Genomic DNA, 25753 nt, shown 5'->3' with positions numbered 1-25753 from the left:
AAACCACTTTGTTAATTCAAAGTGGTTTTTTTCTTTTAAATAAAAGCTAGCCAACATTTTTTAAATTAAAGTGTCGTATTTAAATAACTCATTCAAAAGTATTTACCTATCTTAACTCAACTATAGTTAAGTTTAAAGTGAAAAACGATATTTCAAAAGTCAAAGAAATTTATAAAGGACTCTCATTTACAGATGAAGAGTTAAAATTTGTGTCTTCTCTTTTTCATAAAAAATATTACAAAAAAGGAACTATCATTTTTAAAGCCAATGATATTGTCGATGATATGTTTTATATCTCTGATGGTTGTTTAAGGACGTATTACATGGGCAGATCGGGAAAAGAACACACTGTTCAATTTGGCATAAAAGATTGGTGGATTACAGATTTCACAGCTTACTTTTCTGCATCAAAGGCTATTATGAATCTTGAAGTTATTGAAGATGCAACACTCTACAGTCTGTCTAGATCTGATGAAGAGCTTTTATATAGCGAAATTCCTCAAGTAGAAACTTTCATTAGAAAGAAACTAGAGAGAGCTTTTGCTGCTTTTCAGAAAAGAATTATCGTTAGTTTATCGCAATCCGCTAAAGATCGCTACCTTGATTTCCTTGATACTCATAATAATATCGAGAAAAAATTGAAGAATTATCATATAGCATCCTATTTAGGTATTACTAACGAAAGTTTAAGCCGCATTAGAAAAGAATTATACAATTCTTAGAGTTTCTCTATTTATTAACCTACATCAATTTTTATTACTATTAGACCCTATATTTTTGTACCTGTACAAATCCCTAACTAATTGTACTAATTTATTCCCCCTAAGGATTAATAGCTAAAAAGCGCAAGTTGTACAACTTGCGCTTTTTATTACACCTTTTTGTCTATAAATTAAATGATAATTCTTAGTTGGATTCACTTACAAGACTTGCAGAAAAAACTATTGATTTTAATAAAAAAGAAAAAGACCATCTTTCGATGGTCTTTTCAATTATTAAGTAATTACTAACTATTAATCCAAAATCAACTTATGTGATACTCTTCCTTGTTCTGTAAATACATTAACAATATAAACTCCAGCAGACACCCCTCTAATGTCTACGGAATTTGTTCCATTCACTATCTTAACTTGCTTTACTATCCTTCCAGATAACGCAGTAACCTCAGCTTTTATTTCACCAGAAACCGAATTATCAATCACAATATTAAATTGTCCTTTTGTTGGATTTGGATAAAGATTTAAAACTGAAGCAGCATTAAAATCATCTACTGATAAAGCGACTTGTGCTTCTACAGATCCTATATCTCTTGCTCCTCCAAATACAACCTGACCAATTTGATCTACAAACATATCCGTTGCATCACCAGCATCATAAGCAGGTGAATTAGTTAATAACAGATGTGTTAATGTAACACCTCCATTATCTTGTAACGGTCCTAATAATGGATCTACTCCTTCGACATCATTAGTTTGAGTTGTAAATACTGATAAATCATCTGATCCAATTAAATTGAAATCATTTGATGTTAGCATTCCTGATACGTCTGTTCCTGTAACTGCAGTGTTTAAAGCTACAATCGTATTTTTTAAAGTAACTGTATTAACGGCATCAATACCTCCACCAATTCCGGCAGACGTATTCATTGCTACAGTTACCGCATTAAGATCTAAACTCGCTCCATTATTTGTTAATCCACCACCAGAAACTGATGCTGAGTTACCAGAAATTGTACTCGTCATAACCGAAGTCATTGACCCCGAGTTATTATAAATTCCACCGCCTTCAGCAGCTGTATTATTATCTATTGTAGACATAGAAACGGTCATCATCGTTCCTCCTTGATTCCATAATCCACCACCTTCATTAGCCGCAGCGTTTCCTGTTATCGTACTAGTAGAAATTGTAAGCATTCCTGACATCCCTGTAACGTGGAATCCACCACCATTTCCTGGAGCAGCAGTTCCTGCTAAGCCATCAACATCGTTATTAGACATTATTGAATTTGAAAACATTAAGTTACCATCAATCAGTTCAATAGCACCACCTGCTCTGTTGGCTGCATTACCATCAAATGTTGAATCTATAACAGTAACATCTCCAGCCGTGCTCAATAATCCACCACCAGATGCAGAAGCTCCTGTTGCCATATTATTAGAAATTATACTGCCATTGGTAATATTTAACGTTCCTCCATTATTGAAGATTCCTGCACCACCATCATCAGCTGCAGCACCTAAAGCCATATTAGAATCCACAAGAACATTATCTGTTGTCATTATGCCAGAACCATTCCATAAACCACCACCTTCACGAGCAGCATTATTTACATTTACAGTTCCACCAACAATATCAACAGTGCTATCTCCACTTACGTGAAGTCCACCACCATTTCCGGGTGCACCTGTTCCTGTTACAACTCCTGTTATATTATTATTCAAGCTTACATCAGTCAATAATACTGGTCCACTTCCATTAGTTTCAATTCCACCACCTGCTCTATTAGATTCATTAAAAGCAATTGTAATTCCGTTCGCCATTAAAGTACCTGCTGCGTTTAAAATTCCGCCACCAGTAGAATGTGCTCCATCAGCGCTATTGTTTGTAATTTCAGTTGTTCCTGAAAGATCAAGTGTTCCACCTTCATTATAAATTCCACCTCCACCAGCAGCACCTGCTGTCATAGCATCATTTCCTGAAGCTGTATTTCCATCAACCATATGATTTACAATAGTCATTACTCCTGAACCATTCCATAAACCACCACCTTCATTAGCGGCAATATTGTTGTTAGTTGTACCACCTGTAATGTTCGTTGTCGCAGCACCAGATACATGAAGTCCACCACCAGATCCTGGCGCAGCCATTGCCGGAGAAACTCCTGCATTATTCATATCTAAGGTTGTATCTATAAGATTTAAAGTTCCACCAGCATGTTCAATTCCACCACCAGCTCTATTGGCCTGATTCATCGTAATTGTAGAACTCGTTACGGTAACATCACCACCAATTGTTAATATACCACCACCAGAACCTGAAGCTCCATCTGCTATATTATTGTTTATTGTTGTATTATTTTGAACGATTAATGTTCCACCATTATTAAAAATTCCGGCACCACCATCATCTGCTGCTGGTCCACTTGCCACATTCCCGCTAATTAATACTCCATCTACATTCATTGTTGCCGTACTATTCCATAAAGCTCCACCTTCTCTAGCAGCCACATTATCACTCATTGTACCTCCTGTTAGTGTTGCTGTTCCTGATCCACTAATATGAAGTCCTCCTCCATTACCTGGACTTGCTACTGCTGGCGCAACACCTGTATTGTTACCACTTACATTGTAGTTTCCTGAGAAATCGATAGAACCATCTATAATTTCAATTGCTCCACCCGCACGGTTAGATTGATTAAAAGCCAAAACAGCATCTGTAATTGTAACAGCTCCATCTGTACTTAAAATTCCACCACCAGAACCTGAAGTTCCATTAGCGATATTATTTGTTATAGCTGCGGCATTACCTACAACTAAAGTTCCACCATTATTAAAAATAGCACCACCACCATCAGTTGCCTCATCTCCTGAAGCGATATTAGCATCCAAAAAAGTTAAGCTAACATCCATGGTTCCTAAGTTATTCCATAATCCACCGCCTTCTTTAGCTGCATAATTATTTGAAACTGTTGAAAACCCAGAAATTGTTGCATTGGTTGTACCAGATAAATGTACAGCGCCACCATTTCCAGGATTTGGTGTAATTGTATTTCCTAATCCGATATCTACACCTGCAGCATTTCCTGTAAGTGTAACACCCGATAAAATTAAAGTGCCGTTTGAGCTATCTTCAATCGCTCCACCTGCTCTACTGGCATAGTTTCCTGTAATTACCAATCCATTTGCTAGATTTAAAATCCCATCTGTATTATTAAAAATAGCACCACCACGTCCTCCTGGAGTTGCTCCTGAAGCTATATTGCCTGATAATATTGTTCCTGCTGAAATATTTATAGTTCCGTTACCATTATTATAAATAGCACCTCCACCTGTAGCATCACCTACAGCTGAGTTTTCTGTTATTGTGACATCAATTACATCTAAAACACCACTACCATTCCATAGTCCACCACCTTCTTTACCAGCGACGTTTCCATTTACAGTACCTCCAGTAATAATAGCACTTCCTGCTCCTGTAATATGCAATCCACCTCCATTTCCTGGAGCTGCTGTTGCAGGTGCGATACCTGCATTGTTATTATCTAAATTAACATTCAATAATGTGATTGATAATCCTGCACCAGAATTATCCTCAATTCCACCACCTGCTCTATTCGCTGTATTGTTTGAAATTTCAGAATTATTAACGACTAGAACTCCACCTACATCATTAAAAATCCCACCGCCAGAACCTGAAGCTCCATTAGCTGTATTTCCTGATATTGTTGAATTGTTAATCGTTACAACTGCGTTTGTCATATAAATGGCACCACCATCAACATCAAGACCGTTGATTAACATTAAGTCATTTAATACGACTAAGCCTGTAGTGATATTAAATACTCTACCATTATTATTAGCATCTATAGTTAATGGTGTTATTGAATTCCCACTAATTATTAAATCTTTATCAATTACAAGTTCGCTATTTAAAGTTACTGTTGTCACTGATGTGTCAAAAGTTATTACGCCACCAATTGGTGTGTCTGCAATTTCATTTCGTAGTGTTCCGTCTGTTCCATCATCTGCTCCGCTAGTTACTAGCTGCGCAAATGCATCTGCTGAAATAAAAAAGTCATTGCCATAGCAATAACAAAAGTAATTTTGTTTTTCATGTTGATTAGTATTTGATAAAATGGTTAATTGCTTTGCCACTTTGGAAAGCACAAATACCTACGAGATTATCTATGGGTGGGTTTTAAAATATAAATGCTTTAACATTTTTTTAACATTTTGATAAAATAACAGAACGTGTTAAGAGGAATATATTATTGAAACACCCCACATAAAACATACTATTGAGTGCGCTATTTTTTATACTTTTAATGCATGAAAATTATCTCAACTAATATTGCACAACCCACCAAATTTCTCTGGAATGGAAAAGAAGTCACCACTGGTATTTATAAAAAACCAACTGACAATCCAATTTATTTAGGAAAAGAAGATGTGAAAGGAGATGAAGTTTCAGACCGAAAAGTACATGGAGGAGAATTTAAAGCCTGTTATTTATTTTCAGCAAATCAATATCCATACTGGCAAGATTTATATCCGCATTTAGATTGGACGTATGGTATGTTAGGAGAAAACTTAACTATTGAAGACTTAGATGAAAGACAACTTTTTATAGGTGATATATACAAATTAGGAAACGCTCTAGTTCAAATTACGCAACCGAGAGAACCTTGTTTTAAGTTTGCTCATAAGTTTAGAACAAACGACGTACTAAAACAATTTGTAGATCATGGGTTTTCGGGTACTTATATAAGAGTTCTAAAAGAAGGGAATGTCGCGGTTGGTGACCAATTTAAACTTGTTGAAACTAAAAAGCAAAGTCTTTCAATTTTTCACTTTTTCGAATTATTATATGCAAAAGACAAAAACAAAGACCATATTGAATTAGTACTGAATAATGATGCACTACCGCAAAATATTATAAAGCGGTTGAAGTTATATTTACGTTAAATCAATCATAAACAGTTTAATCTGATCAACTATTTAGATTATAGTTTTTATCTTACTACTCAGCTAATATCAAGTTACAAAATTCTAATTTGCTAATAATTTATGTAACTTTCACAACAGCGTTATAAAAGCATTTTTAACAAATAATAGGCTGTAAGTCAACCAATAAATATCGTTAAAGACAGTCTATTCATTACTTAAATCACATATTCTTCGCCTTATGAAAATTAAAAAAATTTTAGTCGCCAATCGAAGTGAAATTGCTATCCGTGTCTTAAGAGCATGTACAGAGCTTAATATTGCTACGGTTGCGGTTTACACGTATGAAGATCGGTATTCACAACACAGAAATAAAGCTGATGAATCCTATCAAATTGGTGAAGATAACGAGCCTTTAAAGCCGTATTTGGATATTGAAGAAATTGTGGCTTTAGCTAAAGAGAAAAACGTAGATGCTATTCATCCTGGTTATGGTTTCTTATCTGAAAATTCAGAATTTGCGAGACGATGTGCCGAAAACGACATCATTTTTATTGGTCCAGATCCAGAGGTTATGGATGCTTTGGGCGATAAAATTACAGCTAAGAAAATCGCTGTAAAATGTAATGTTCCTATTATAGAAAGTAACAAGAAAAGCTTAAGCTCATTAAAAATTGCACTTTCTGAAGCAAATGAGATTGGTTATCCTTTAATGCTAAAAGCCGCTTCTGGAGGAGGTGGACGCGGTATGCGTGTAGTTAGGAACGATAAAGATTTAGAGCAACATTTTGATTCCGCTAAAAACGAATCTTTAAATGCGTTTGGTGACGACACCATGTTTTTAGAGAAGTATGTTGAAAACCCAAAACATATTGAAGTACAAATTGTAGCCGACAAACATGGTAATATTCGTCATTTATTTGAGCGTGATTGTTCTGTACAACGACGACATCAAAAAGTAGTTGAAATCGCACCTTCTTATAACATTTCTCAAACGGTAAAAGATGCTTTATACAGATATGCTGTCGTTATTACTTCCGAAGTTAATTATAATAATATTGGAACAGTTGAGTTTTTAGTCGACCAAGAAGACCGTGTCTATTTTATTGAAGTCAACCCCAGAATTCAAGTTGAGCATACGGTTACGGAAATGGTCACTGGAATCGATTTGGTAAAAACGCAAATTTTCATTGCTGGTGGTTACAAATTATCTGATCAGCAAATAAAAATATACGAACAAGAATCATTAGCAACTTACGGTTTTGCTTTACAATGCAGATTGACAACCGAAGACCCTGAAAACAATTTTACACCAGATTACGGAAATATTACCACTTATCGAAGTGCTTCGGGAATGGGAATTCGCTTGGATGCAGGTAGTATTTACCAAGGATATAACGTGAGTCCGTTTTTTGATTCTATGCTTGTAAAAGTATCTGCACATGGTAGAACTCTTGATGGAGCGGTTCGGAAAATGACACGTGCCTTAAAAGAATTTAGAATTAGAGGTGTAAAAACTAACATTCATTTTCTTCAAAATGTCATTCAGCATGAGACCTTTAAGGAAGGAAAGGTCACTGTCAATTTTATTCAGAATACTCCAGCTTTATTCGAAATAAAACTACCTCAAGACCGAACAACTAAAGCTGTTAATTTCTTGGCTGAAGTGATTGTCAATGGCAATTCTGATGTTAAAAATATTGACCAATCAAAAGTCTTTAGAACTGCTAAAGTTCCAAAATACAATCGTTCGGAGGCTTTTCCAAAAGGCACCAAAGATCTATTAACAGAATTAGGTCCTGAAGCATTTTGCCAATGGCTAAAAGACGATAACAAAATACATTATACAGATACCACCATGCGCGATGCGCATCAATCGCTTTTAGCAACACGCATGCGAAGTTACGATATGCTAAAAGTGGCCGAAAGTTTCGCAAAAAACCATCCTAACACTTTCAGTATGGAAGTGTGGGGAGGAGCAACCTTTGATGTTTGCATGCGCTTTTTACATGAAAGTCCATGGACACGCTTAAGAGAATTACGTAAAGCCGTTCCAAATATTTTATTTCAAATGTTATTACGCGGCTCTAATGCTGTGGGTTATAAAGCCTATCCTGATAATTTAATTGAGAAATTTGTTGAAAAATCTTGGGAAAATGGAGTTGATATTTTTAGAATTTTCGACTCGCTGAATTGGGTAAAAGCGATGGAACCTAGTATAAATTATGTTCGTGATAAAACAGGTGGAATCGCGCAAGCTGCGATCAGTTACACTGGTGATATTTTAGACCCAAAGCAAACCAAATACAACCTCAACTATTATACGCAACTCGCTAAAGATTTAGAAAATGCAGGTGCACATATGATTGCTATTAAAGATATGGCTGGCTTACTAAAACCGTATGCTGCTACAGAATTAGTTGGTGCTCTAAAAGACACTGTAAATATTCCTATTCAACTACATACGCACGATACCTCATCCTTACAAACTGCAACCTATTTAAAAGCCATTGAAGCCGAAGTTGATGTGGTTGATGTGGCTCTTGGCGGCTTATCTGGATTGACTTCGCAACCCAACTTTAATGCCGTTGTTGAAATGATGAAAGGCCAAGAACGTGCGCATGACTTTGATATGAATATGCTTAATCAGTTTTCAAACTATTGGGAAGATACACGCGAAATGTACTATCCTTTTGAATCGGGTTTAAAAGCAGGAACAGCTGAGGTGTATCAACATGAAATTCCTGGCGGTCAATATTCAAATTTAAGACCACAAGCCATTGCCTTAGGATTAGGAGACCGTTTTGATGACGTCAAGAAAATGTATGCGCAAATCAATGCCATGTTTGGCAACCTCATCAAAGTAACCCCAAGCTCTAAAGTGGTTGGTGATATGGCTATTTTTATGGTAACTAATAATCTCACTCCAGATGATGTTATGGAGCGTGGTGAAACGATTTCGTTTCCAGAATCGGTAATCAATTTCTTTAAAGGAGATTTAGGTCAACCTGTTGGAGGCTTTCCTAAAACACTTCAAAAAATTATATTAAAAAATAAAGAAGCCTATACAGACCGACCAAATGCCCATTTAACACCTGTAGATTTCACAAAGGAATTTACTGCTTTCAAGACAAAATTCCAACAAGGCTTTACAAGACCTATTGAAATGGAAGACTTTTTATCGTTTATGTTATATCCAAAAGTTTTTGAGAAAGCCCATGAAAATTATAAACTTTACGGAAATATAGCACTCATACCAACTAAAGATTTCTTTTTTGGCATGAAACTTCAAGAAGAAACCAACATTACGCTTGAACCAGGAAAAACGATAATTGTAAAATTACTTTCGGTAAGTATTCCCAATGATGCAGGTATAAGAACGGTCTTTTTTAAAGTGAATGGTGAAAACCGATTTGTTGAAATATTTGATACGTCATTAAATATAACTAAAGTAGAAAACGTAAAAATTGATAAAGAAGATGCCAACCAAATTGGAGCTCCTTTGCAAGGATCGTTATATAAAGTTTTAGTAAAGAAGGGTTCAAACGTTAAGGAAAATGATCCTTTGTTCGTCATTGAAGCCATGAAAATGGAAACAACCGTTACAGCACATAAATCCGGAAAAATAAAATCGGTAAGCTTATCTGAAGGTAGTATGGTTAAACAAGATGATTTGGTAGTTACTATGGAATAGTAATCAAACTATGGTGTTTAATTTAAAATTGGCAAGACTTTTGATTTTCAACTATCATAACCAATATTTATATTTATGACTATACTAAAAACAATGTCAGTAGTAATTTTAACAGTAATGCTAACCTCTTGCTCCACAACAAAAAAAACGACAGCTACCTATTGGGTAAACAGCGCCAAAGTAGATTGCGATGCTGGAGTCGGAAAAACAACATGTTTGCAGATTTCAAAAGCCGAGAATCATGAAAATGCAGAATGGTCTAATTTTTATGCACCTATAAATGGTTTCACTTTTGAACCTGGTTACTTACAAAAAATTGAAGTTACAGAAACACAGTTAGATGCTGAAGGTGTTCCTGCTGATGCATCTTCAATTCAATATGATCTTATAAAAGTGTTAGAAAAAAAGCAAGATCCAAAATTAGCGATTCACGATATTTGGGCGGCCACACATATTAATGGTAAAGTGATAGAAAGCACAAGTAATGTACCAACGCTTGAACTAAACACCACTGAAATGCGCGCTTCTGGAACTAATGGTTGTAATAATTACACCGGACAAATAAAAAACATCACTTCTGATACTATTGAGTTTGGCGCTATGGCATCCACTCGAAAAATGTGTATGGATATGGCAATTCCAGATCGTTTTGACAAGGCATTTAACAGCATTTCAACGTATAAAAAGAAGGGTTAACGTTAACTTTTTACAATGAAGCTGGTGACGAAATGCTACGTTTCAAAAAAGTAGATTAATTTCATTGTTATTATATTCAAAATGAATTGGGTTATTTAGGCTAAGGTCTCAATAACCCAATTTCTTTTCCACTATCTTTGCCTCCATAAATTATTAAGTATTGGAAAAGAAAAAACAGCATCCTGAAGTAAAATCAGAACTTCACCCAAGAAATCAACATAGATCACGCTACAATTTTGACGCACTTATAAAAAGTTCACCAAAATTAAGTCCTTATGTTGCACCTAATAAATACGGTGACGATTCCATCGATTTTTTTAATCCTGCGGCTGTTAAAGCATTGAACAAGGCTTTACTAATTCACCATTACGGATTAGACTACTGGGATATTCCTGAGCATTATTTATGCCCACCGATTCCAGGAAGAGCAGATTACATTCATAATATTGCCGACCTTTTAAAAGGTGAAGGCACTGTTATTCCTAAAGGAAATCATATTAAAGGTATTGATATTGGTGTGGGTGCCAATTGTATTTACCCTATTATTGGTCATCATGAATATGGATGGTCATTTATAGGAAGTGATACCGATGAAGCCGCTATTATATCTGCGAAAGAAATTGAGCAGAAAAATTATGATTTAAGATCTACTCTAGAAATTAGACGTCAAGAGAAAGCGAACAACTTTTTTTATGATATTTTAAAACCTGAAGAAAAAGTAGATTTCTCTATTTGTAATCCACCGTTTCATGCGTCTGCAGAAGATGCTCAAAAAGCAAGCTTAAAAAAACAAAGGAATCTTAAAGGGAAACGCCCTAATAAAGCACTTTTAAATTTTGGCGGACAACATAACGAATTATGGACCAAAGGAGGTGAAGCACGCTTTGTAAAAGACATGATTTATGAAAGCAAGCATTTTGGCAAACAATGCTTCTGGTTTACAAGTTTAATTTCGAAAGAAGTGACGCTAAAACCAACTTATAAAGTTTTAGAAAAAGTGAATGCGACTGTTGTAAAAACTATAGAAATGGGACAAGGCCATAAAGTTAGTAGGTTTATCGCTTGGACCTTTTTAACAGAACAAGAACAAAACGACTGGATAAAAGAACGTTTTTAATAAGATTACGTTACTTAGAGTAATCCTTTTTTTCAGCGGAGTATTTCGAGAAGTAATTGAATCAATAGAGTTCTCGATGCTACTTGCTTACACTTCACAAATCACTCGAAATAAGCGGTTTGTAATTTTAAAATTTTTATACCAAAGTTTGAATTAACAAATATTCTACCTTTGTTACCTTATTTGTCGGTCCTGCGAAGGCAGGAATCTACAAGCTACGATTAACAAAGTGGATTCCTGCTTTCGCAGGAATGACAAACTTAATAAACACAATACCTATGTCATTTAAAGACTTACATCTTATAAAACCCATTCAAAAAGCTGTTGCAGCTTCTGGTTATGTTGAACCAACTTTAGTTCAACAACGTTCTATTCCACTAATTTTAGAGGGTAAAGATGTTATTGTATCTGCACAAACAGGTACAGGAAAAACAGCTGCTTTTGCGTTACCTATTTTGCAAAAATTGTATGATAAGCAAGATGCACCAAAAAAGGGTAAAAAGATAAGAGCACTAATTATAAGTCCAACAAGAGAATTGGCTATTCAGATTCAGAAGAATTTTAAAACCTATGCTGAGTTTACGAATCTAACGTCTTTAGTCGTTTTTGGTGGTTCATCTATAGAACCTCAAATAGATGTATTAAAAAAAGGTGTCGATATTTTAGTCGCCACTCCTGGTCGTTTACTCGATTTACACAAACAAGATTATATTAATCTCGATTTCATTGAAACTTTTGTTTTGGATGAAGCCGATTTAATGTTGGCCATGGGCTTTATTGATGATGTAAAAAAGATAGAACGTCTTTGTCCTCAAGAAAAACAAACCTTATTATTTTCGGCAACGATTCCATTTAAAATTGAAGAATTAGCCAATACACTACTTAAAGATCCTGAACGTATTGATGTGACTCCGACAAAATCGGTTGCTAAAAATGTAAATCAGACATTGTATTATGTGCCTAAACAGAATAAAATTGAACTGTGTTTACATTTAATGCGTAACACTATTGAAGGTAACGTTCTTATTTTTAGACGTACTAGAAATGGTGTAGATAAGCTTGAAGAAACGTTGTTGAAAAATGGATTCTCAGTAAATAGCATTCATGGTGATAAACCTCAAAGTGAAAGACAAACGGCTTTAAACAAATTTAAAAACGGTTACGTTAAAATCCTTATTGCTACAGATGTTGCAGCACGTGGCATTGACATTAATGAGTTAGACAACGTTCTTAATTTTGATATGCCAGGCATACCCGAAACGTATGTACATCGTATTGGTAGAACTGGTAGAGCCGGACATACAGGTAATGCGTATTCACTGTGTTCTGCTGATGAGAAGAATTATGTAAAAAAGATAGAACAAGCTATTAATGTTCAGATTCCGGTAGTAACCGATCATCCTTATCCGTTAGATCCGAAAGCGGAACCTGTTGTCCATAAAAGACAAGGTAGTAAGTATAAGAAAGGTCGTAAAAGTGAAGCTTCTAAGAAGAAGAAAAAGCGTTGGTATTAGATTAGCTCTTGGCTGTTGGCTGTTGGCTGTTGGCTGTTGGCTGTTGGCTGTTGGCTGTTGGCTGTTGGCTGTTAGAAAAAATAAAAAGCACTTAGTGACCCTAAGTGCTTTTTTTGTTTGTTTTAAGAATGAATTATTTAAATTTTATTTTTTGATTGAATCGTTGTATGAGTAAATAATACCATTGATAATATCAAAGAAAATAAAACCCGAAGATTTCTCTTTTGGGTTTAATGGCTTGGACATTAATCGATTTCTCTCCTTACTTTTTGGTTGCATTGTTACTTCAAAATTGTCGTTTCCCACGACATTCCTAGTATTATAACCAATGACTTCCAAACCATGATTTAAATTTGGATAGAAAAAATGAATTTTTGAGTAGTCGGAAAATAGATCGAAACGTTGAAAATCTTCAGTCCAATTATAAAAGAAATATTCACTATTAAAGTCTGTGATTTTATTATTGCTTCCTAATTCACCAATTTCTATTTTTGAGAATTCAGATTCAATATCTACATTATTTAATTCTGTTATTAAAGCCTTAAAAACTCTATCTGTTTCTAGTTTACCACCAGAAATATTACGAGCAATCAATAAAGAATTATGAATTTTCAATTCATTTTTTGGGTTTTCTATTCTATTGATGTAGAGTCTTCCATAATCTAAACGAAGGGATAATTGATTATCAAATTCGTCATGAAAATTTAGCAAACTACCTTTAGCAATAATTTTAAGACTGATGTGCTTTGGGATTTTAATTATAAAATTTCTTTTAAAATTTCTGTTATTTTGCCATTTAACTGCTTTTTTTAGAAGTCTCTCTTTTCGCTTTAAATCATTAACATATATGATTTTTGCTCTTGCTTCATGATATGATTTGTAAGATTTAATTTCTGTAATTTCATTTGAAATATCTTCCTTTAGTTTTCTAGATATTGTCGTTGTATCTTTTGCTTCGTATATAAGTCTATCTAATGAAAAAATAGATACATAACTAGATGCGTTTAAACTTTGCTTAACATTTGGATGTTTCTTAATACTTATAAGATTGTTTTCTTGAGTCGCTTCAATTCTTACACTATCTAGTATTCTTTGATGTTCTTTTTTAGGTAATTTAATAAAATTAATATCATAATCAATATGAATACTATCGTCTGGTGAGGACACGAATTTCACTGAACCGTCAGGTATCTCAATATATGCGGTTGTATTTTTATCTGTTTTAAAACTTTTAGAGAAAACTTTTACATTTTGCCCTAATACTGTTTGCATTGTGATGAGCAATACAAATAATAATCTAAATAGTGTTTTCATATTGTTCGTTTGTTTGATTTAATATGTTGATGTGATTTTGAATGTCTTTTAAAATCTGTAATCGCGTTTGAAGATTTTCAACCAATGCCTCAATGACTAAAATGTTATTAGAATCGTCTTTAAACTGAACAGAAATAGCTTTGTAATCTGTATCTAGGTCTTTTAGCTTTTTCCTGAAACGTTCTATCAAAACGGCATCATCTGCGATAGCTACAAAACTCTGCCATTCGGTTTCAATATCTTTAAGATACTCTGCCTCTACGGCTTCTACTTGTGCTATAATTGGAGACACTTGATTTAGTTCTGGTTTTGATTCCATGTCCCTCACATTAAACCCTATAGCTAATGCAATAATCAATATAGCTGCAGCGCTTAACCAAGCATAAGGATTCTGTTTTGGTTTGGATTGCTTCTTAAGTTTATCTGCAAATTCACTTCTATGATTTTTAGGAAGCGGTTTTAAATCGTCTTCCTCTGTAAATAAGGTTCTAATATCTTGCTTCATTATACTTATGTTTTAATAGATCTTGTAACTTTAATTTACCACGTCTTAGATGTGTACGTGATGTTTTTGTGGGAATTTCTAATATCTCTGAAATCTCTTCGTGATCGTAGCCTTCTAATAAATAAAGCTTTACTACAATTCTATGTTTTTCATTAATCTGCTCAATGGCAAATAAAATCTCTTGTTTCGTAATTGAAGTATCAAATTGCCAATCATCCTCATTTGAAATCTGCAATTCTGACACCTCAACCGCTTCAAACTCTATTTTATTTTTCTTTAAAACGTCTAAACATTGGTTAACGATAATCCGTTTTAACCAAGCTCCAAAAGTGGCTTCTGGCTTATAAGATTCAATATGTCTAAAGGCTTTTAAAAAGCCTTCTTGCATCGCATCTTTTGCATCTTCTTCACTTAGATATCGACAGGCAATGGTGAACATAGCTTGACTATACTTATCATAAACTTGCATTTGCGCAACTTGATTTCCTTTTTTGCAAAGCTTAATAAGTTTAGTTTCTAATTTCTGCATTGGGTTGGTTAGCGGTTTTAAGAACTCATATTGACTTTTTCTATTTCCTAAAAAATGGCTGAAATTCACACATTCTTCATCTATTTTTTTACGCGTAGCTATGCTATGACTTTCCAAAATAGACTCGTCTGAATAAATTTCTTCTCATTTTCGGCTAAAAACAAAAAATCAAGATGAGTTCTATTATAAAAACGATAGAATTTAGAAAGCGTTTCAAAATAGAATAAAAAAGATTGATTTTAATTGAATATGTCTAATTTTAACCTGAATTTCAATCTACCCAATATAAAGATGAGCGACGATTACAAGAAACCTGCGTTTAAAAAATTATTAGATCGATTACAAGAAGAAAGCTGGCAATTAGAATTGCTGATTTCTGGTTTTGCTATTTTTGGATTATTCTCAGCCTATCCAGCTTTAGAAATGAAGATGGCCTATCACCAGTCTCAAAACGATAATAATCTGTTTTTTACATTGATTTTAATTCTTGCACTTTCTGCATGTTCCATATTAATTTTTAACTTACTTCTCCATGTGCTTTTACGAGGCTTATGGATTGGTGCCTTAGGATTACGGTATGTTTCTGGAGACATTGAATACGACACTTTAAATTATACCGAACGATTTAGCAATTATCTAAAAATAAAAGTAGGCTCGTTTGATAGGTATATTGCAAGATTAGAAGACTACTGTAGCATTATTTTCGCAATCACGTTTTTACTCATCTTTTATTTACTCGCTCTTGTTCTAATCATAGGATCAATTGCTACAATAATTTCAGTGTTTTTTAATGGTCATACCTTTCGTGATTTTTCTACGTACGTTGGTATTATCCTTTTAGCATTTGTAGTTATTGGTATGCTACTAACTTTTATCGACTTTATTACGCTCGGTTATTTAAAAAGAAAAAATGGCTTAGCAAAGTATATTTTCCTTTCTACTGGGTTTTTAGCATTATCACACTTTCCTTTTTATACCGACCATTAATTTATAATTTTCTAGACAATAAATTTGGAAAACGGCTGAGTCTTTTTTTACTTCCTATATATATTTTATTGATATGGATGACTTCTTTATATTACAATCAATCTAACTATTTTAATTTTATTGAGGACTCGAGCAATAACATTTCTAATTCTTTAAATTACGAAGATATGTTAGTTGAGGAATCTGATTTCATTAAAAATATTGCGATTAATAGTAAAGTAATTAGCGAACCATACGTTAAAGTCTTTATAGCTTTTGATAAATTTATAGAAGACGAAATTTACCAATTCAACCCAAGTTTAAAACCTGAGGAAGACACTAGAGGGATTACATCTGAAATAGGTTCCATGAATTCTGGCTCCAATGATAGCTCATTAAAAAGTGACTATTTAAAAACTTTTAATACGCTCTATTCTGTTGAAATTGATTCTACTCTGTATAAAACCGATTTTGTACTTGGAAAAACCGTAAAAAAGCAAAATGGCTTTGAAACTTATATTGGTATTAAAAACATAGAAGAAGGTAAACATATGCTTTATGTAAAACGAAGAGAACTAAAAGAATCAGATACTATATCAAAAACTGAAGCTTCTATACCATTTTGGTATTATCCTGATTAGTAAACAATATAAAAAACGTCTCGAAATGAGGCGTTTTTTTATGCGTATAAATAATGTATCTTTAAAATCTATAAGCTTAACCATGCAGAAATTCTTATTTATTCTTTTATTCATTGGGCAAATCTCGTTTGCTCAAATTACAATTAAAGATAGCATCACAACATATCCTGTGAGCTACGCAACCATATCTTTTGGTAATGGTAACGGTCTATTTGCTGACGATGAAGGTCAATTTGTCTTTACAAAAAAATTATATCCAGATATTGATTCATTATTTATATCCGCTTTAGGTTTTAAGGACCTAAATATTGCAACAAATAATTTACCAAATCAATTAGTAATGCAACCAGAAGCACATCAATTAGATGCCGTTATGATTGCTAATAAAATAGATCGAAAATTTAAAGAAGAGAAACTAAAACCTTATTTAGATGACGACTATTATAAATGTTGGTTACCTACTATTGAATCTGAAATTGCTGTTTATTTCCCTAAAACAACTTCTAAAGATCAACAACTTTCAGAGGTACTATTCCCTATTGCTTTAGAATCAAAAGATTGGAATAAAAGAAACCGCTCTAACAGTGATAAAAAAAAGTTCTCTACCCTATTTAAAGTGCAATTCTACGAAAATAATGATGGAAAACCGGGTAAGGTTTTAACCTATGAAACGACTGTTTTTAGAGCCACTGAAAAAGATGGAGATGCTTATACACTAAATATTGAGGACTATAACCTTTTTATTCCTGAAAATGGCTTTTTTGTATCGCTTCAGGTGTTAGGCTATACTAACGATGAAGGCAAATTATTACCGAATAAAAAATATAAAGAAATAAAATCTAGACAAGGAGACGTTGTAAAAATACCAACCAATTTTAGACCATTATTACCTTTTACTGATCAAATGGAAACAAAAAACACCTTTATAAAACGTGTATTTATTAATGGCAATAATTGGTTGAAATTCGACTTAGGCGATCAATTTAAATCGAGTTTATTAGATAAAAATCTATTTAATTACGGTATAGGATTGACCTATAAAACTTATAAAGATGAGTGAACCTATTGGACTTTATATAATGGCTGCAATGTACATAATTGCAGGACTCATACATTTTATAAAGCCAAAAATGTATATGCGTATAATGCCAAGGTATTTACCAAATCATAAGGCTTTAGTGTATTTGAGTGGAGTTGCCGAAATAGTCTTAGGCATAGGTTTGTGTATTCCCGCAGTAAAAGCATTTTCTATTTATGGTATTATGGCAATGCTCGCCGTGTTTCTTTTAGTTCATGTTTACATGCTTTCTAGCGAAAAAGCGGCTGCCGGAATTCCGAAATGGATTTTAATATTACGCTTACCGCTTCAGTTTGGCTTGATGTATTGGGCTTGGATCTATTTAAACTAAGTTACTTTTGAAAAATCAGACTACGATTATAAAATGGGTGCTCCCCATAATTATCTTTTCTCAATTTTGTTGTACGTCGTTGTGGTTTGCAGGAAACTCTATTATAGACGATTTAATTTCGTTCTTTAATCTTAGTTCAGAATCCTTAGGCTACATTAGTTCTTCTGTACAATTCGGATTTATTATCGGTACTTTTATTTTTGCCATTTTTACGCTAAGCGATCGATTTTCACCATCTCGTGTATTTTTTATCTGTGCTGTTTTGGGTGCCATATTTAATCTTGGTATCCTATATTCTAGTAATACGATTTTCACGTTATTAGTTTTTAGGTTTCTCACTGGATTTTGCTTAGCTGGTATATATCCTGTGGGAATGAAAATTGCAGCAGATCATTTTGAAAAAGGCTTAGGGAAATCACTGAGTTTTTTAATTGCAGCCTTAGTTTTAGGCACCGCTTTTCCCTATCTCATTCAGTCTTTTGAATTTAATCTTAAATGGGAAGTCGTCATATGGGCAACTTCAGCATTAGCGTTAATAGGTGGCTTTCTAATTGTAATATTAGTGCCTAATGGACCTTACCAAAAGCGCGCTGCTAAATTTGATATGTCTAAGGTGTTAAACGTTTTTAAAAATTCTAGTTTTCGCTCTGCAGCATTCGGATATTTTGGACACATGTGGGAACTCTATGCCTTTTGGACATTTGTTCCGATACTACTAATGATGCATTCAGAACTACATAATGTATCACTGAATATACCTTTATATTCTTTTATTGTTATAGCCTCAGGAACGGTGTCTTGTGTTTTAGGTGGACTTATTTCTCATAAATTAGGCGTCAAAAAAACTGCTGTTTGGGCATTAACCATTTCCGGATTGTGTTGTTTGTTGTCTCCGTTATTTTTTATGATTAGCTCTACACCTATTTTTATTCTGTTTCTAGTAATGTGGGGAATGGTAGTCATCGCAGATTCACCTTTATTCTCTACTTTGGTTGCTCAAAATTGTGAAGTTCAATCTATTGGAACAGCATTGACCATAGTAAATTGTATTGGATTTAGCTTAACAATAATCAGCATTCAATTATTAAACTATTTATTTACGGATATCGCTTTTGCACCTTATGCTTTTGTAGTTTTAGCATTAGGTCCTATAATTGGGTTGATTTACTTAAAAAAAACTAGATTATTCTACTTCAAAATCAAAATAGGTCTTTGGGAAAGGCTCCCAACGTAATGCAAAATGCCACCACTCTTTTGAGTAGTTTCTAAAATTATGTTTCAGCATAACCGTTTGTAATAACTGTCTGTTTTTCTTTTGTTCGTCCGTTAAGGCATCATGAGCAACCCAAGAGGCTTCACCAAAAAAATCATAAGGACTTCCCATATCTAAAGGTTTCCCTGTTTCACCATCTGTAATCGTTAAATCGACGGTACTACCTCTACTGTGGCCAGATCGTGATGCAATATAACCCGCTTTAAATAAGTTTTTCTTTTGAACTTCAGGATAAAAAATGGCTTTGTTAACGGTATCATTCAGCTTGCGTGCCCAAGTTATAAAATGATTCACGGCACGTTGTGGTCTGTAACCATCATAAACTTTAAGACAAAGATTTTGCTCTTGTAACTCGTTTTGAACTAATTTTAATTTTTCCGCTGTGCCTTTGGTAATAATTAAACGATTGGCATTATAACCATCAATAGTATCACCAACAAAATTGTTTTGCGAGAAATATCTTAACTCCACATCTAAATCCGGAATTACAGATTTAGCATACACAAAACCATCAGGTAAGATCTGTTGTTTACTAAAACCTAAAGTGATTAACAACAGGCTTCCTAAATATATAAGCGTTTTATAATTCATATCAATGCACTAATTTAATCAAAAATAAAATTATGAATTTGTTTTCAGAAGAGAAACAACATTTTTAGTTGCCAAATGCGGAATTAATTTACATTCCAAATTCTATTATGAGACATTATGAATCTTTGATAATAGACTTGGTGGCTGAGCGTAGTTGAAGCCATAAAAACAAAAAACCGAGATCCCTCAATCTCGGTTTTCATTTATTTGCTTTTTTTTATGCTAGTAGATTTAGGGTCTCTAAGTCAACAAAACACAAGGCAAATATTAATTAATTAATCCATTGAACTAAAAACTAAATTTTAGTACGAGTCAAATATATAATTCATTTTCAATTACAACGCTAAAAAACATATTTAATCGCTGAAATACATGTAATTTTAACATTTAAAGATAAAACGAGGCATTTCAACGATGAAATACAGTTCTGTACGTGGCGTGATTTTCATAATAGGACGCATAGACTGGTATAAAATTTGAAACAAATATAGAATTCAGTCTAATATGGATTAACTTTATACCTCTTAAAAATTTAAAAAAATGAAACACTATTTAATTTTCATTCTATGTTTAGTTAGCACTCTTGGGTTTAGTCAAGATAAAACTTATAATGAGGAAGAATTATCAATCTCAAAATGGATCGATGGCACATTACTTATTCCTAAAACTATAGATAAACCTAATTTAGCAATAATAATAGCAGGCTCTGGCCCCACCAATAGAAATGGTAATCAAAATTTCCTTAAAAACAACTCTTTAAAAAAATTAGCAGAAGGCCTTACCGAAAACGGCATTGCCACATTTAGATACGATAAGCGTATTGTAAAACAAATTCTTCAAAATAAGGTCGCTAAAGACATCATGTTCGATGATTTTGTGAATGATGCATCAGATGTTTTAAATTATTTTAAAGACAAAGAGACTTACAATAAAATCTATATCGTTGGTCATAGCCAAGGTAGTTTAGTTGGTATGTTATCCGCTAAAGATAAAGCTGACGGATTTATTTCTCTGGCAGGTGCTGGTAATAATATAGGAGATGTTCTCATAGAACAAGTCACTAAAATGGCTCCAAAACTAGGTGAGGAAACACAGCGTGTCGTCACTTTATTAAAGAAAGGAGAAACTACAACGGATTTTCCTGATGCATTGGGATCACTATTTGGTCCGGACATACAAGATTTTATGATGAATTGGATGTCTTACAATCCTACTGAGATTATTAAAGAACTACAAATGCCAATTCTTATTATTAATGGCACAAAAGACCTTCAAGTTTCTGTTAGTGAAGCTGAAGTCCTAAAAGAAGCGAATAGCGAAGCAGAACTATTGATTATAGAAAACATGAACCATGTACTTTTTGAAATTGAAGGTGACGATTTAGAAAATTCAAAATCGTACAACGAATCGTTTAGAGCTATTTCTCCGCAACTTATAACTGGTGTAACAGCATTTATGAAGTCTTAATCTTATTTTCTATCCACATAAAACAAAAAGCATCTCTACTGATAAATATCAGAAATGAGATGCTTTTTTAACTTAACTAACTTAATAAAATGAAAAGCATCCCAACCACGAGATGCTTTTTCTAACTAACCAACCAATGTAATGTTACGACTTTGTAGTGCTGTTATCAGTTGACAACAGCTGTAATAATCATTACAATTATTAGTGTGCAAACCTTGTGCCAAACTTTATTTTTTTAAAAATTGCATACTTATGAATTTAAGTATATCTTTATGATATCATTTTAATATCACTTTGAATTAAAAAATAATTAACCAACCAAATTCTAAACTTATGAAAGAAGAAAAAATCATCGTCCCAGCCAATGGCTACCTAATGCTATTTTTATTTATATTACTCTTCTTTGGAAGTATTGCCTTAATCCCAATTACAGAAACTGGATGGCCTGTATTTGGTATCGTATTCGCATTGGTATTAGCCTTCGGGTTTTTAATGGTACAACCTAACGGTTCTAGAGTTCTACTTTTATTTGGAAAATACGTTGGTACCGTAAAAAAGAATGGTTTCTATTGGGTAAATCCGTTTTACACTAAAAAGAAGATTTCACTTAGAGCAAGCAATTTTGATAGCGAACGCTTAAAGGTGAATGATAAATTAGGTAACCCTATTATGATTAGCACCATCTTAGTTTGGCGTGTTCATAATACTTATAAAGCAGCTTTTGATGTAGATAATTACGAAAACTTTGTTCGTGTGCAAACCGATGCCGCTGTTCGTAAACTAGCAAGTATGTATCCTTATGATAATTTTGCAGATGAAGGTGTAGACGAAGATATTACGTTGCGCTCTAGTGTTAATGAAGTGAGCAACGCCTTAGAAAAAGAGATAGACGAACGTTTATCCATTGCAGGCATCGAGGTTTTAGAAGCACGAATTGGCTACTTGGCCTATGCGCAAGAAATTGCTAATGCTATGCTTAAGCGCCAGCAAGCCACAGCGATTGTTGCAGCACGTCACAAAATTGTAGAAGGAGCCGTAAGCATGGTAGAAATGGCCATTGAGCAGCTTAGCAAAAAAAATGTTGTCGATTTAGATGAAGAACGAAAAGCAGCAATGGTTAGTAATCTTATGGTTGTGCTTTGTGGAGATAAAGATGCCTCACCAGTTTTAAATACAGGAACTTTAAATCATTAAAATGAATCAAAAACAGATTTATAGTATCGGTATAGGATCAGCTATTGGAAGTAGCATAGGTACCACTATTGGTGCTATAACAGATACCATTGCAACGAGTTTAATATTTGGTTCAATTATCGGAACATTAATAGGAATTATATTTGCCTTCGTGTTTTTTAAGGCAGACCGTAAAAATGATACATTATGAAAGAATATAAAGTGGTGACACCCAAATTAGGCTTTAGAAATCGTATTCAAAATTTTGAAGATCTTCTTAATCAATATGCTCGTGAGGGTTGGGTTGTTAAGGATATTGCTGTGAATTGGGCAACCGTAGTTTTTGAACGTGATAAAAATAGATAATGAAAATCTTTAAAGAAGAACAACGTTTTAATCAACCATGGTTAATTATACTTATGCTAATCAGTTTATTCGTTCCTATTGGTGTTGTAATAAAAACTTACATCGAAGACCCTAACACGTTAACCACCTCAGAATTATTATCAATTATTAGTTTCATTATTTTGGCTTCTGCAATACTATTTCTGTTTAAGCTGAGTACCAGAATAGATGAAAAAGGCATTCACTATCAATTTTTTCCGTTTCATTGGAGTTATAAAACCATTACATGGAATGCTATAGATAACGTTTATGTAAGGACCTACAATCCTTTTAGAGAATATGGTGGTTGGGGTATAAGAGGTACAGCAATTTGGAATACATCATCTAAAGGAAAAGCCTTAAACGTTTCTGGCGACGTCGGAATTCAAATCACATTAAAAAACGGTAAAAACCTTTTAATTGGTACACAACACGAAGAAAATGCTAAAAACACTATTGCGACCTATAAATTAAAATTTAAACAGTAACATTAATATGTCTAAGAAGAAAGCCTTTGCTTTACGAATGAATGAAGATATGCTGAAAGCCGTTGAAAAATGGGCATCAGACGAATTTCGTAGTACTAATGGCCAGATAGAATGGATGCTAATGCAGTATCTAAAAGAACATAACCGGCAACCCAAGCCAAAGGATAATTCAACAGAAAAAAAGTGATCGGAAACGGTCACTTTTTTAGTTTTAAATTTTCGTATTTTGCGTGTTCTAAATAAACTAAACCATGGATAATACTCCGATTTTTACTGATGATACTATTGTATTTGGGCTCTTAATGTTAGCCTTAGGATTTGTGTTTATAACCGAGTCCATAAAAACAGGATTTTGGGCTAAGTTTTACAAAATAGTCCCAGGATTATTTATGGCCTATATGGTTCCTGCTGTTTTAACAACCACAGGTTTAATTTCACCAGAATGGACAACGATTTCTGACACAGGTGTTATTACAGAACATAGTTCTAGTCTATATTATGTGGCTAGCCGCTACTTACTACCTGCTGCTTTAGTATTAATGACTTTGAGTATTGATTTAAAAGCCGTTTTCAATTTAGGTTGGAAAGCTTTAGTTATGTTTTTCACAGGAACAATAGGCATCGTAATCGGTGGACCAATTGCGATTATATTAATTGCAAGCGTATCACCAGAAACTGTTGGTGGTGTTGGACCAGATGCAGTTTGGAGAGGCCTTTCTACTCTAGCAGGAAGTTGGATTGGTGGCGGAGCCAACCAAACGGCGATGTTAGAAATTTATGGATACAACCAAGCTAAATACGGCGGAATGGTATTTGTAGATATTGTTGTCGCTAATATTTGGATGGCTATTATATTAATTGGTATCGGAAAAAGAAATCGTATTAATAAATGGTTAAAAGCAGACACATCGTCAATTGAGGAATTGAAAGAAAAAATGTCAACGTTTTCTGAAAAAGTAAAACGAAATCCATCGCTTACGGATATAATGGTTATTTGTGCCATTGCTTTTGGTACGGTAAGTATTGCACACTTAAGTGCCAATTTTCTCGCCCCACTTTTTGAGGGCATTGTTGCAGATATTCAATCACCAACCACACGTAATATCTTTACCTTTTTAGGTTCAAAATTCTTTTGGATGATTAGTATTGCTACTATAATCGCCATCGTATTATCTAACACAAAAGCTAAAAATTATGAAGGTGCTGGCGCGAGTAAATTCGGTAGTGTATTTATCTACATTCTTGTAGCTAGTATCGGAATGAAAATGGATCTGACAATGATTTTTGATAACCTTGGACTTATTGCAATCGGTGTTGTTTGGATGACAATTCACGCCATACTATTAATTGTTGTTGCTAAACTTATTAAAGCACCCTATTTCTTTTTAGCCGTTGGAAGTCAGGCTAACGTTGGTGGCGCAGCCTCTGCTCCTATTGTCGCTTCTGCTTTTCACCCTTCTTTAGCTACTGTTGGAGTTTTGCTTGCCGTATTTGGATATGCGGTTGGGACTATTGCTGCCATTGGTTGTACAATTTTAATGGAATTAGCAGCTGTTAGTTAGTAATATTAAAACTATTATAAGATATTTGCGCACCTAATTATTTAGCAAAAAGATGACAAAATTAAACAAAGTACTAAGTCTCATAATTTTAATAATATTAGCCGTTTCTTGTGGTAAAAACAACGACGCTAACTTTACCTTAAAAGGAAATATTAAAGGTTTAAAAAAGGGAGTCGTTTATCTTCAAAAGGATGGAGATTCTAGTATCGTAGATTTAGATTCTATGACTATTAAAGGTCAAACAGAATTCACACTACACACCAATATAGACGAGCCTATTCTACTCTATTTAAAACTTTTCAAAAATGATGGGGCTGAGCATTATATTCCGTTTTTTGCAGATAAAGGTATTACTGAAATTTCAACGTCATTAAAAGGTTTTAATTATGATTCTGAAATTAAAGGTTCTAAACAACAAGAACTTTTGGAAGAATACCTAAGCGTGATGTCTAATTATAATAATAGAAATTTAGATATCATTGAAGCAAGTTTTAAGGCTCAACAAAAAAATGACAGTATTGCACTAGATTCTTTGAACACATTAGCAGATCACCTTATAAAGCGTAAATATGCTTATACCATTCAGTACGCCATGAATAATAAGGATAGTGAAATCTCGCCATATTTAGCCTTATATGAAGCACGAAATGCCAATCCGGTTTATATAGATTCTATCTATAACAATTTAAATCCTGAAATTAAAAATTCGCTATATGGTAAAAAGTTAAGTGAAGTTATAGCAAATAGAAATTCTAATAATTAGTACG

24 protein-coding genes are annotated in these 25753 nt (G+C 33.7%); 19 read left to right on the top strand and 5 right to left on the bottom strand.

Going from position 1 to position 25753, the window contains the following annotated elements; genetic code table 11:
- Window positions 1–137 precede the first annotated feature (137 nt).
- A complete protein-coding gene (locus tag ADIWIN_RS13550; protein ID WP_020896705.1) occupies window positions 138–722 on the top strand; it encodes a Crp/Fnr family transcriptional regulator in 585 nt (194 codons plus the stop codon).
- A 291-nt stretch (window positions 723–1013) separates the two neighbouring features.
- Here ADIWIN_RS13550 and ADIWIN_RS13545 read toward each other — a convergent pair whose 3' ends face one another.
- Window positions 1014–4874, bottom strand: coding sequence for a beta strand repeat-containing protein (locus tag ADIWIN_RS13545; RefSeq protein WP_020896704.1), 3861 nt, complete (start codon window positions 4872–4874; stop codon window positions 1014–1016).
- Between the two features lie 174 nt (window positions 4875–5048).
- Here ADIWIN_RS13545 and ADIWIN_RS13540 point away from each other — a divergent pair, with 174 nt between their 5' ends.
- From ADIWIN_RS13540 to ADIWIN_RS13520, 5 genes are all read left to right on the top strand, one after another.
- Window positions 5049–5684: an MOSC domain-containing protein gene (locus ADIWIN_RS13540; protein ID WP_020896703.1), complete on the top strand. Its 636-nt coding sequence runs from the start codon at window positions 5049–5051 to the stop codon at window positions 5682–5684.
- A gap of 220 nt (window positions 5685–5904) precedes the next feature.
- On the top strand, window positions 5905–9357 hold the full coding sequence (locus tag ADIWIN_RS13535; protein ID WP_020896702.1) for a pyruvate carboxylase: 3453 nt from the start codon (window positions 5905–5907) through the stop codon (window positions 9355–9357).
- 93 nt (window positions 9358–9450) lie between these two features.
- Window positions 9451–10053 carry a DUF4377 domain-containing protein gene (locus ADIWIN_RS13530; protein ID WP_161624676.1) on the top strand — a complete coding sequence of 201 codons (603 nt, stop codon included), beginning with the start codon at window positions 9451–9453 and terminating at the stop codon, window positions 10051–10053.
- A 160-nt stretch (window positions 10054–10213) separates the two neighbouring features.
- The gene (gene rlmF / locus ADIWIN_RS13525) at window positions 10214–11170 is read left to right on the top strand and encodes a 23S rRNA (adenine(1618)-N(6))-methyltransferase RlmF (protein WP_020896700.1); all 957 of its coding nucleotides are present in this window, start codon (window positions 10214–10216) and stop codon (window positions 11168–11170) included.
- Window positions 11171–11448: 278 nt separating this feature from the next.
- Window positions 11449–12684: a DEAD/DEAH box helicase gene (locus ADIWIN_RS13520; protein ID WP_020896699.1), complete on the top strand. Its 1236-nt coding sequence runs from the start codon at window positions 11449–11451 to the stop codon at window positions 12682–12684.
- Between the two features lie 144 nt (window positions 12685–12828).
- On the opposite strand, the gene ADIWIN_RS13515 is transcribed toward ADIWIN_RS13520, so the two are convergent.
- From ADIWIN_RS13515 to ADIWIN_RS13505, 3 genes are read right to left on the bottom strand one after another with little or no spacing between them, the layout of a single operon-like run.
- Entirely contained in the window at window positions 12829–13998 is a 1170-nt protein-coding gene (locus ADIWIN_RS13515) for a hypothetical protein (protein WP_020896698.1), read from the bottom strand.
- Entirely contained in the window at window positions 13982–14503 is a 522-nt protein-coding gene (locus ADIWIN_RS13510; protein WP_020896697.1) for a hypothetical protein, read from the bottom strand. Before ADIWIN_RS13510 ends, ADIWIN_RS13515 begins: the two co-directional genes overlap by 17 nt.
- Window positions 14487–15149 (bottom strand): RNA polymerase sigma factor, encoded by a 663-nt coding sequence (locus ADIWIN_RS13505; RefSeq protein ID WP_020896696.1) that lies wholly within the window; start codon window positions 15147–15149, stop codon window positions 14487–14489. The genes ADIWIN_RS13510 and ADIWIN_RS13505 overlap by 17 nt, the downstream gene beginning before the upstream one ends.
- A gap of 174 nt (window positions 15150–15323) precedes the next feature.
- On the opposite strand from ADIWIN_RS13505, the gene ADIWIN_RS13500 reads away from it, so the two are divergent.
- The 5 genes from ADIWIN_RS13500 (at window position 15324) to ADIWIN_RS13480 (ending at window position 19282) form a co-directional block, all read left to right on the top strand.
- Entirely contained in the window at window positions 15324–16019 is a 696-nt protein-coding gene (locus ADIWIN_RS13500) for a hypothetical protein (RefSeq protein ID WP_040757365.1), read from the top strand.
- Window positions 16020–16096: 77 nt separating this feature from the next.
- Window positions 16097–16639 carry a hypothetical protein gene (locus tag ADIWIN_RS13495; protein ID WP_020896694.1) on the top strand — a complete coding sequence of 181 codons (543 nt, stop codon included), beginning with the start codon at window positions 16097–16099 and terminating at the stop codon, window positions 16637–16639.
- A 25-nt stretch (window positions 16640–16664) separates the two neighbouring features.
- Window positions 16665–17699 carry a hypothetical protein gene (locus tag ADIWIN_RS13490; protein WP_020896693.1) on the top strand — a complete coding sequence of 345 codons (1035 nt, stop codon included), beginning with the start codon at window positions 16665–16667 and terminating at the stop codon, window positions 17697–17699.
- Complete coding sequence (locus ADIWIN_RS13485; protein WP_020896692.1) at window positions 17692–18048, top strand: DoxX family protein; 357 nt, start codon at window positions 17692–17694, stop codon at window positions 18046–18048. The genes ADIWIN_RS13490 and ADIWIN_RS13485 overlap by 8 nt, the downstream gene beginning before the upstream one ends.
- 7 nt (window positions 18049–18055) lie before the next feature.
- Window positions 18056–19282: an MFS transporter gene (locus tag ADIWIN_RS13480; protein ID WP_051155468.1), complete on the top strand. Its 1227-nt coding sequence runs from the start codon at window positions 18056–18058 to the stop codon at window positions 19280–19282.
- On the opposite strand, the gene ADIWIN_RS13475 is transcribed toward ADIWIN_RS13480, so the two are convergent.
- Window positions 19232–19912 carry a M15 family metallopeptidase gene (locus ADIWIN_RS13475; RefSeq protein ID WP_020896690.1) on the bottom strand — a complete coding sequence of 227 codons (681 nt, stop codon included), beginning with the start codon at window positions 19910–19912 and terminating at the stop codon, window positions 19232–19234. The two genes, ADIWIN_RS13480 and ADIWIN_RS13475, sit on opposite strands and share 51 nt — an antisense overlap.
- A gap of 540 nt (window positions 19913–20452) precedes the next feature.
- On the opposite strand from ADIWIN_RS13475, the gene ADIWIN_RS13470 reads away from it, so the two are divergent.
- The 8 genes from ADIWIN_RS13470 to ADIWIN_RS13440 all read left to right on the top strand — a co-directional run bounded on the left by ADIWIN_RS13470 (window position 20453) and on the right by ADIWIN_RS13440 (window position 25749).
- Window positions 20453–21379 (top strand): alpha/beta hydrolase family protein, encoded by a 927-nt coding sequence (locus ADIWIN_RS13470; RefSeq protein WP_020896689.1) that lies wholly within the window; start codon window positions 20453–20455, stop codon window positions 21377–21379.
- A gap of 333 nt (window positions 21380–21712) precedes the next feature.
- The gene (locus ADIWIN_RS13465; protein ID WP_020896688.1) at window positions 21713–22573 is read left to right on the top strand and encodes an SPFH domain-containing protein; all 861 of its coding nucleotides are present in this window, start codon (window positions 21713–21715) and stop codon (window positions 22571–22573) included.
- A gap of 1 nt (window position 22574) precedes the next feature.
- Window positions 22575–22763, top strand: a complete 189-nt coding sequence (locus ADIWIN_RS13460; protein WP_020896687.1) for a hypothetical protein — start codon at window positions 22575–22577, stop codon at window positions 22761–22763.
- Window positions 22760–22918, top strand: coding sequence for a DUF4177 domain-containing protein (locus ADIWIN_RS20110; RefSeq protein WP_020896686.1), 159 nt, complete (start codon window positions 22760–22762; stop codon window positions 22916–22918). Before ADIWIN_RS13460 ends, ADIWIN_RS20110 begins: the two co-directional genes overlap by 4 nt.
- Complete coding sequence (locus ADIWIN_RS13455; protein WP_020896685.1) at window positions 22918–23424, top strand: hypothetical protein; 507 nt, start codon at window positions 22918–22920, stop codon at window positions 23422–23424. The genes ADIWIN_RS20110 and ADIWIN_RS13455 overlap by 1 nt, the downstream gene beginning before the upstream one ends.
- Window positions 23425–23431: 7 nt before the next feature.
- A complete protein-coding gene (locus tag ADIWIN_RS13450) occupies window positions 23432–23611 on the top strand; it encodes a type II toxin-antitoxin system antitoxin (protein ID WP_020896684.1) in 180 nt (59 codons plus the stop codon).
- A gap of 64 nt (window positions 23612–23675) precedes the next feature.
- A complete protein-coding gene (locus ADIWIN_RS13445; protein ID WP_020896683.1) occupies window positions 23676–24986 on the top strand; it encodes a DUF819 family protein in 1311 nt (436 codons plus the stop codon).
- Between the two features lie 52 nt (window positions 24987–25038).
- Window positions 25039–25749, top strand: a complete 711-nt coding sequence (locus ADIWIN_RS13440; RefSeq protein WP_020896682.1) for a DUF4369 domain-containing protein — start codon at window positions 25039–25041, stop codon at window positions 25747–25749.
- Window positions 25750–25753 lie beyond the last annotated feature (4 nt).

It is taken from the genome of Winogradskyella psychrotolerans RS-3, from assembly GCF_000427335.1.
In the GTDB taxonomy this organism is placed as follows: Bacteria; Bacteroidota; Bacteroidia; order Flavobacteriales; family Flavobacteriaceae; genus Winogradskyella; species Winogradskyella psychrotolerans.
Note: the sequence above shows the minus strand (reverse complement) of the source record. Positions and strands in the feature narration are given on the sequence as shown.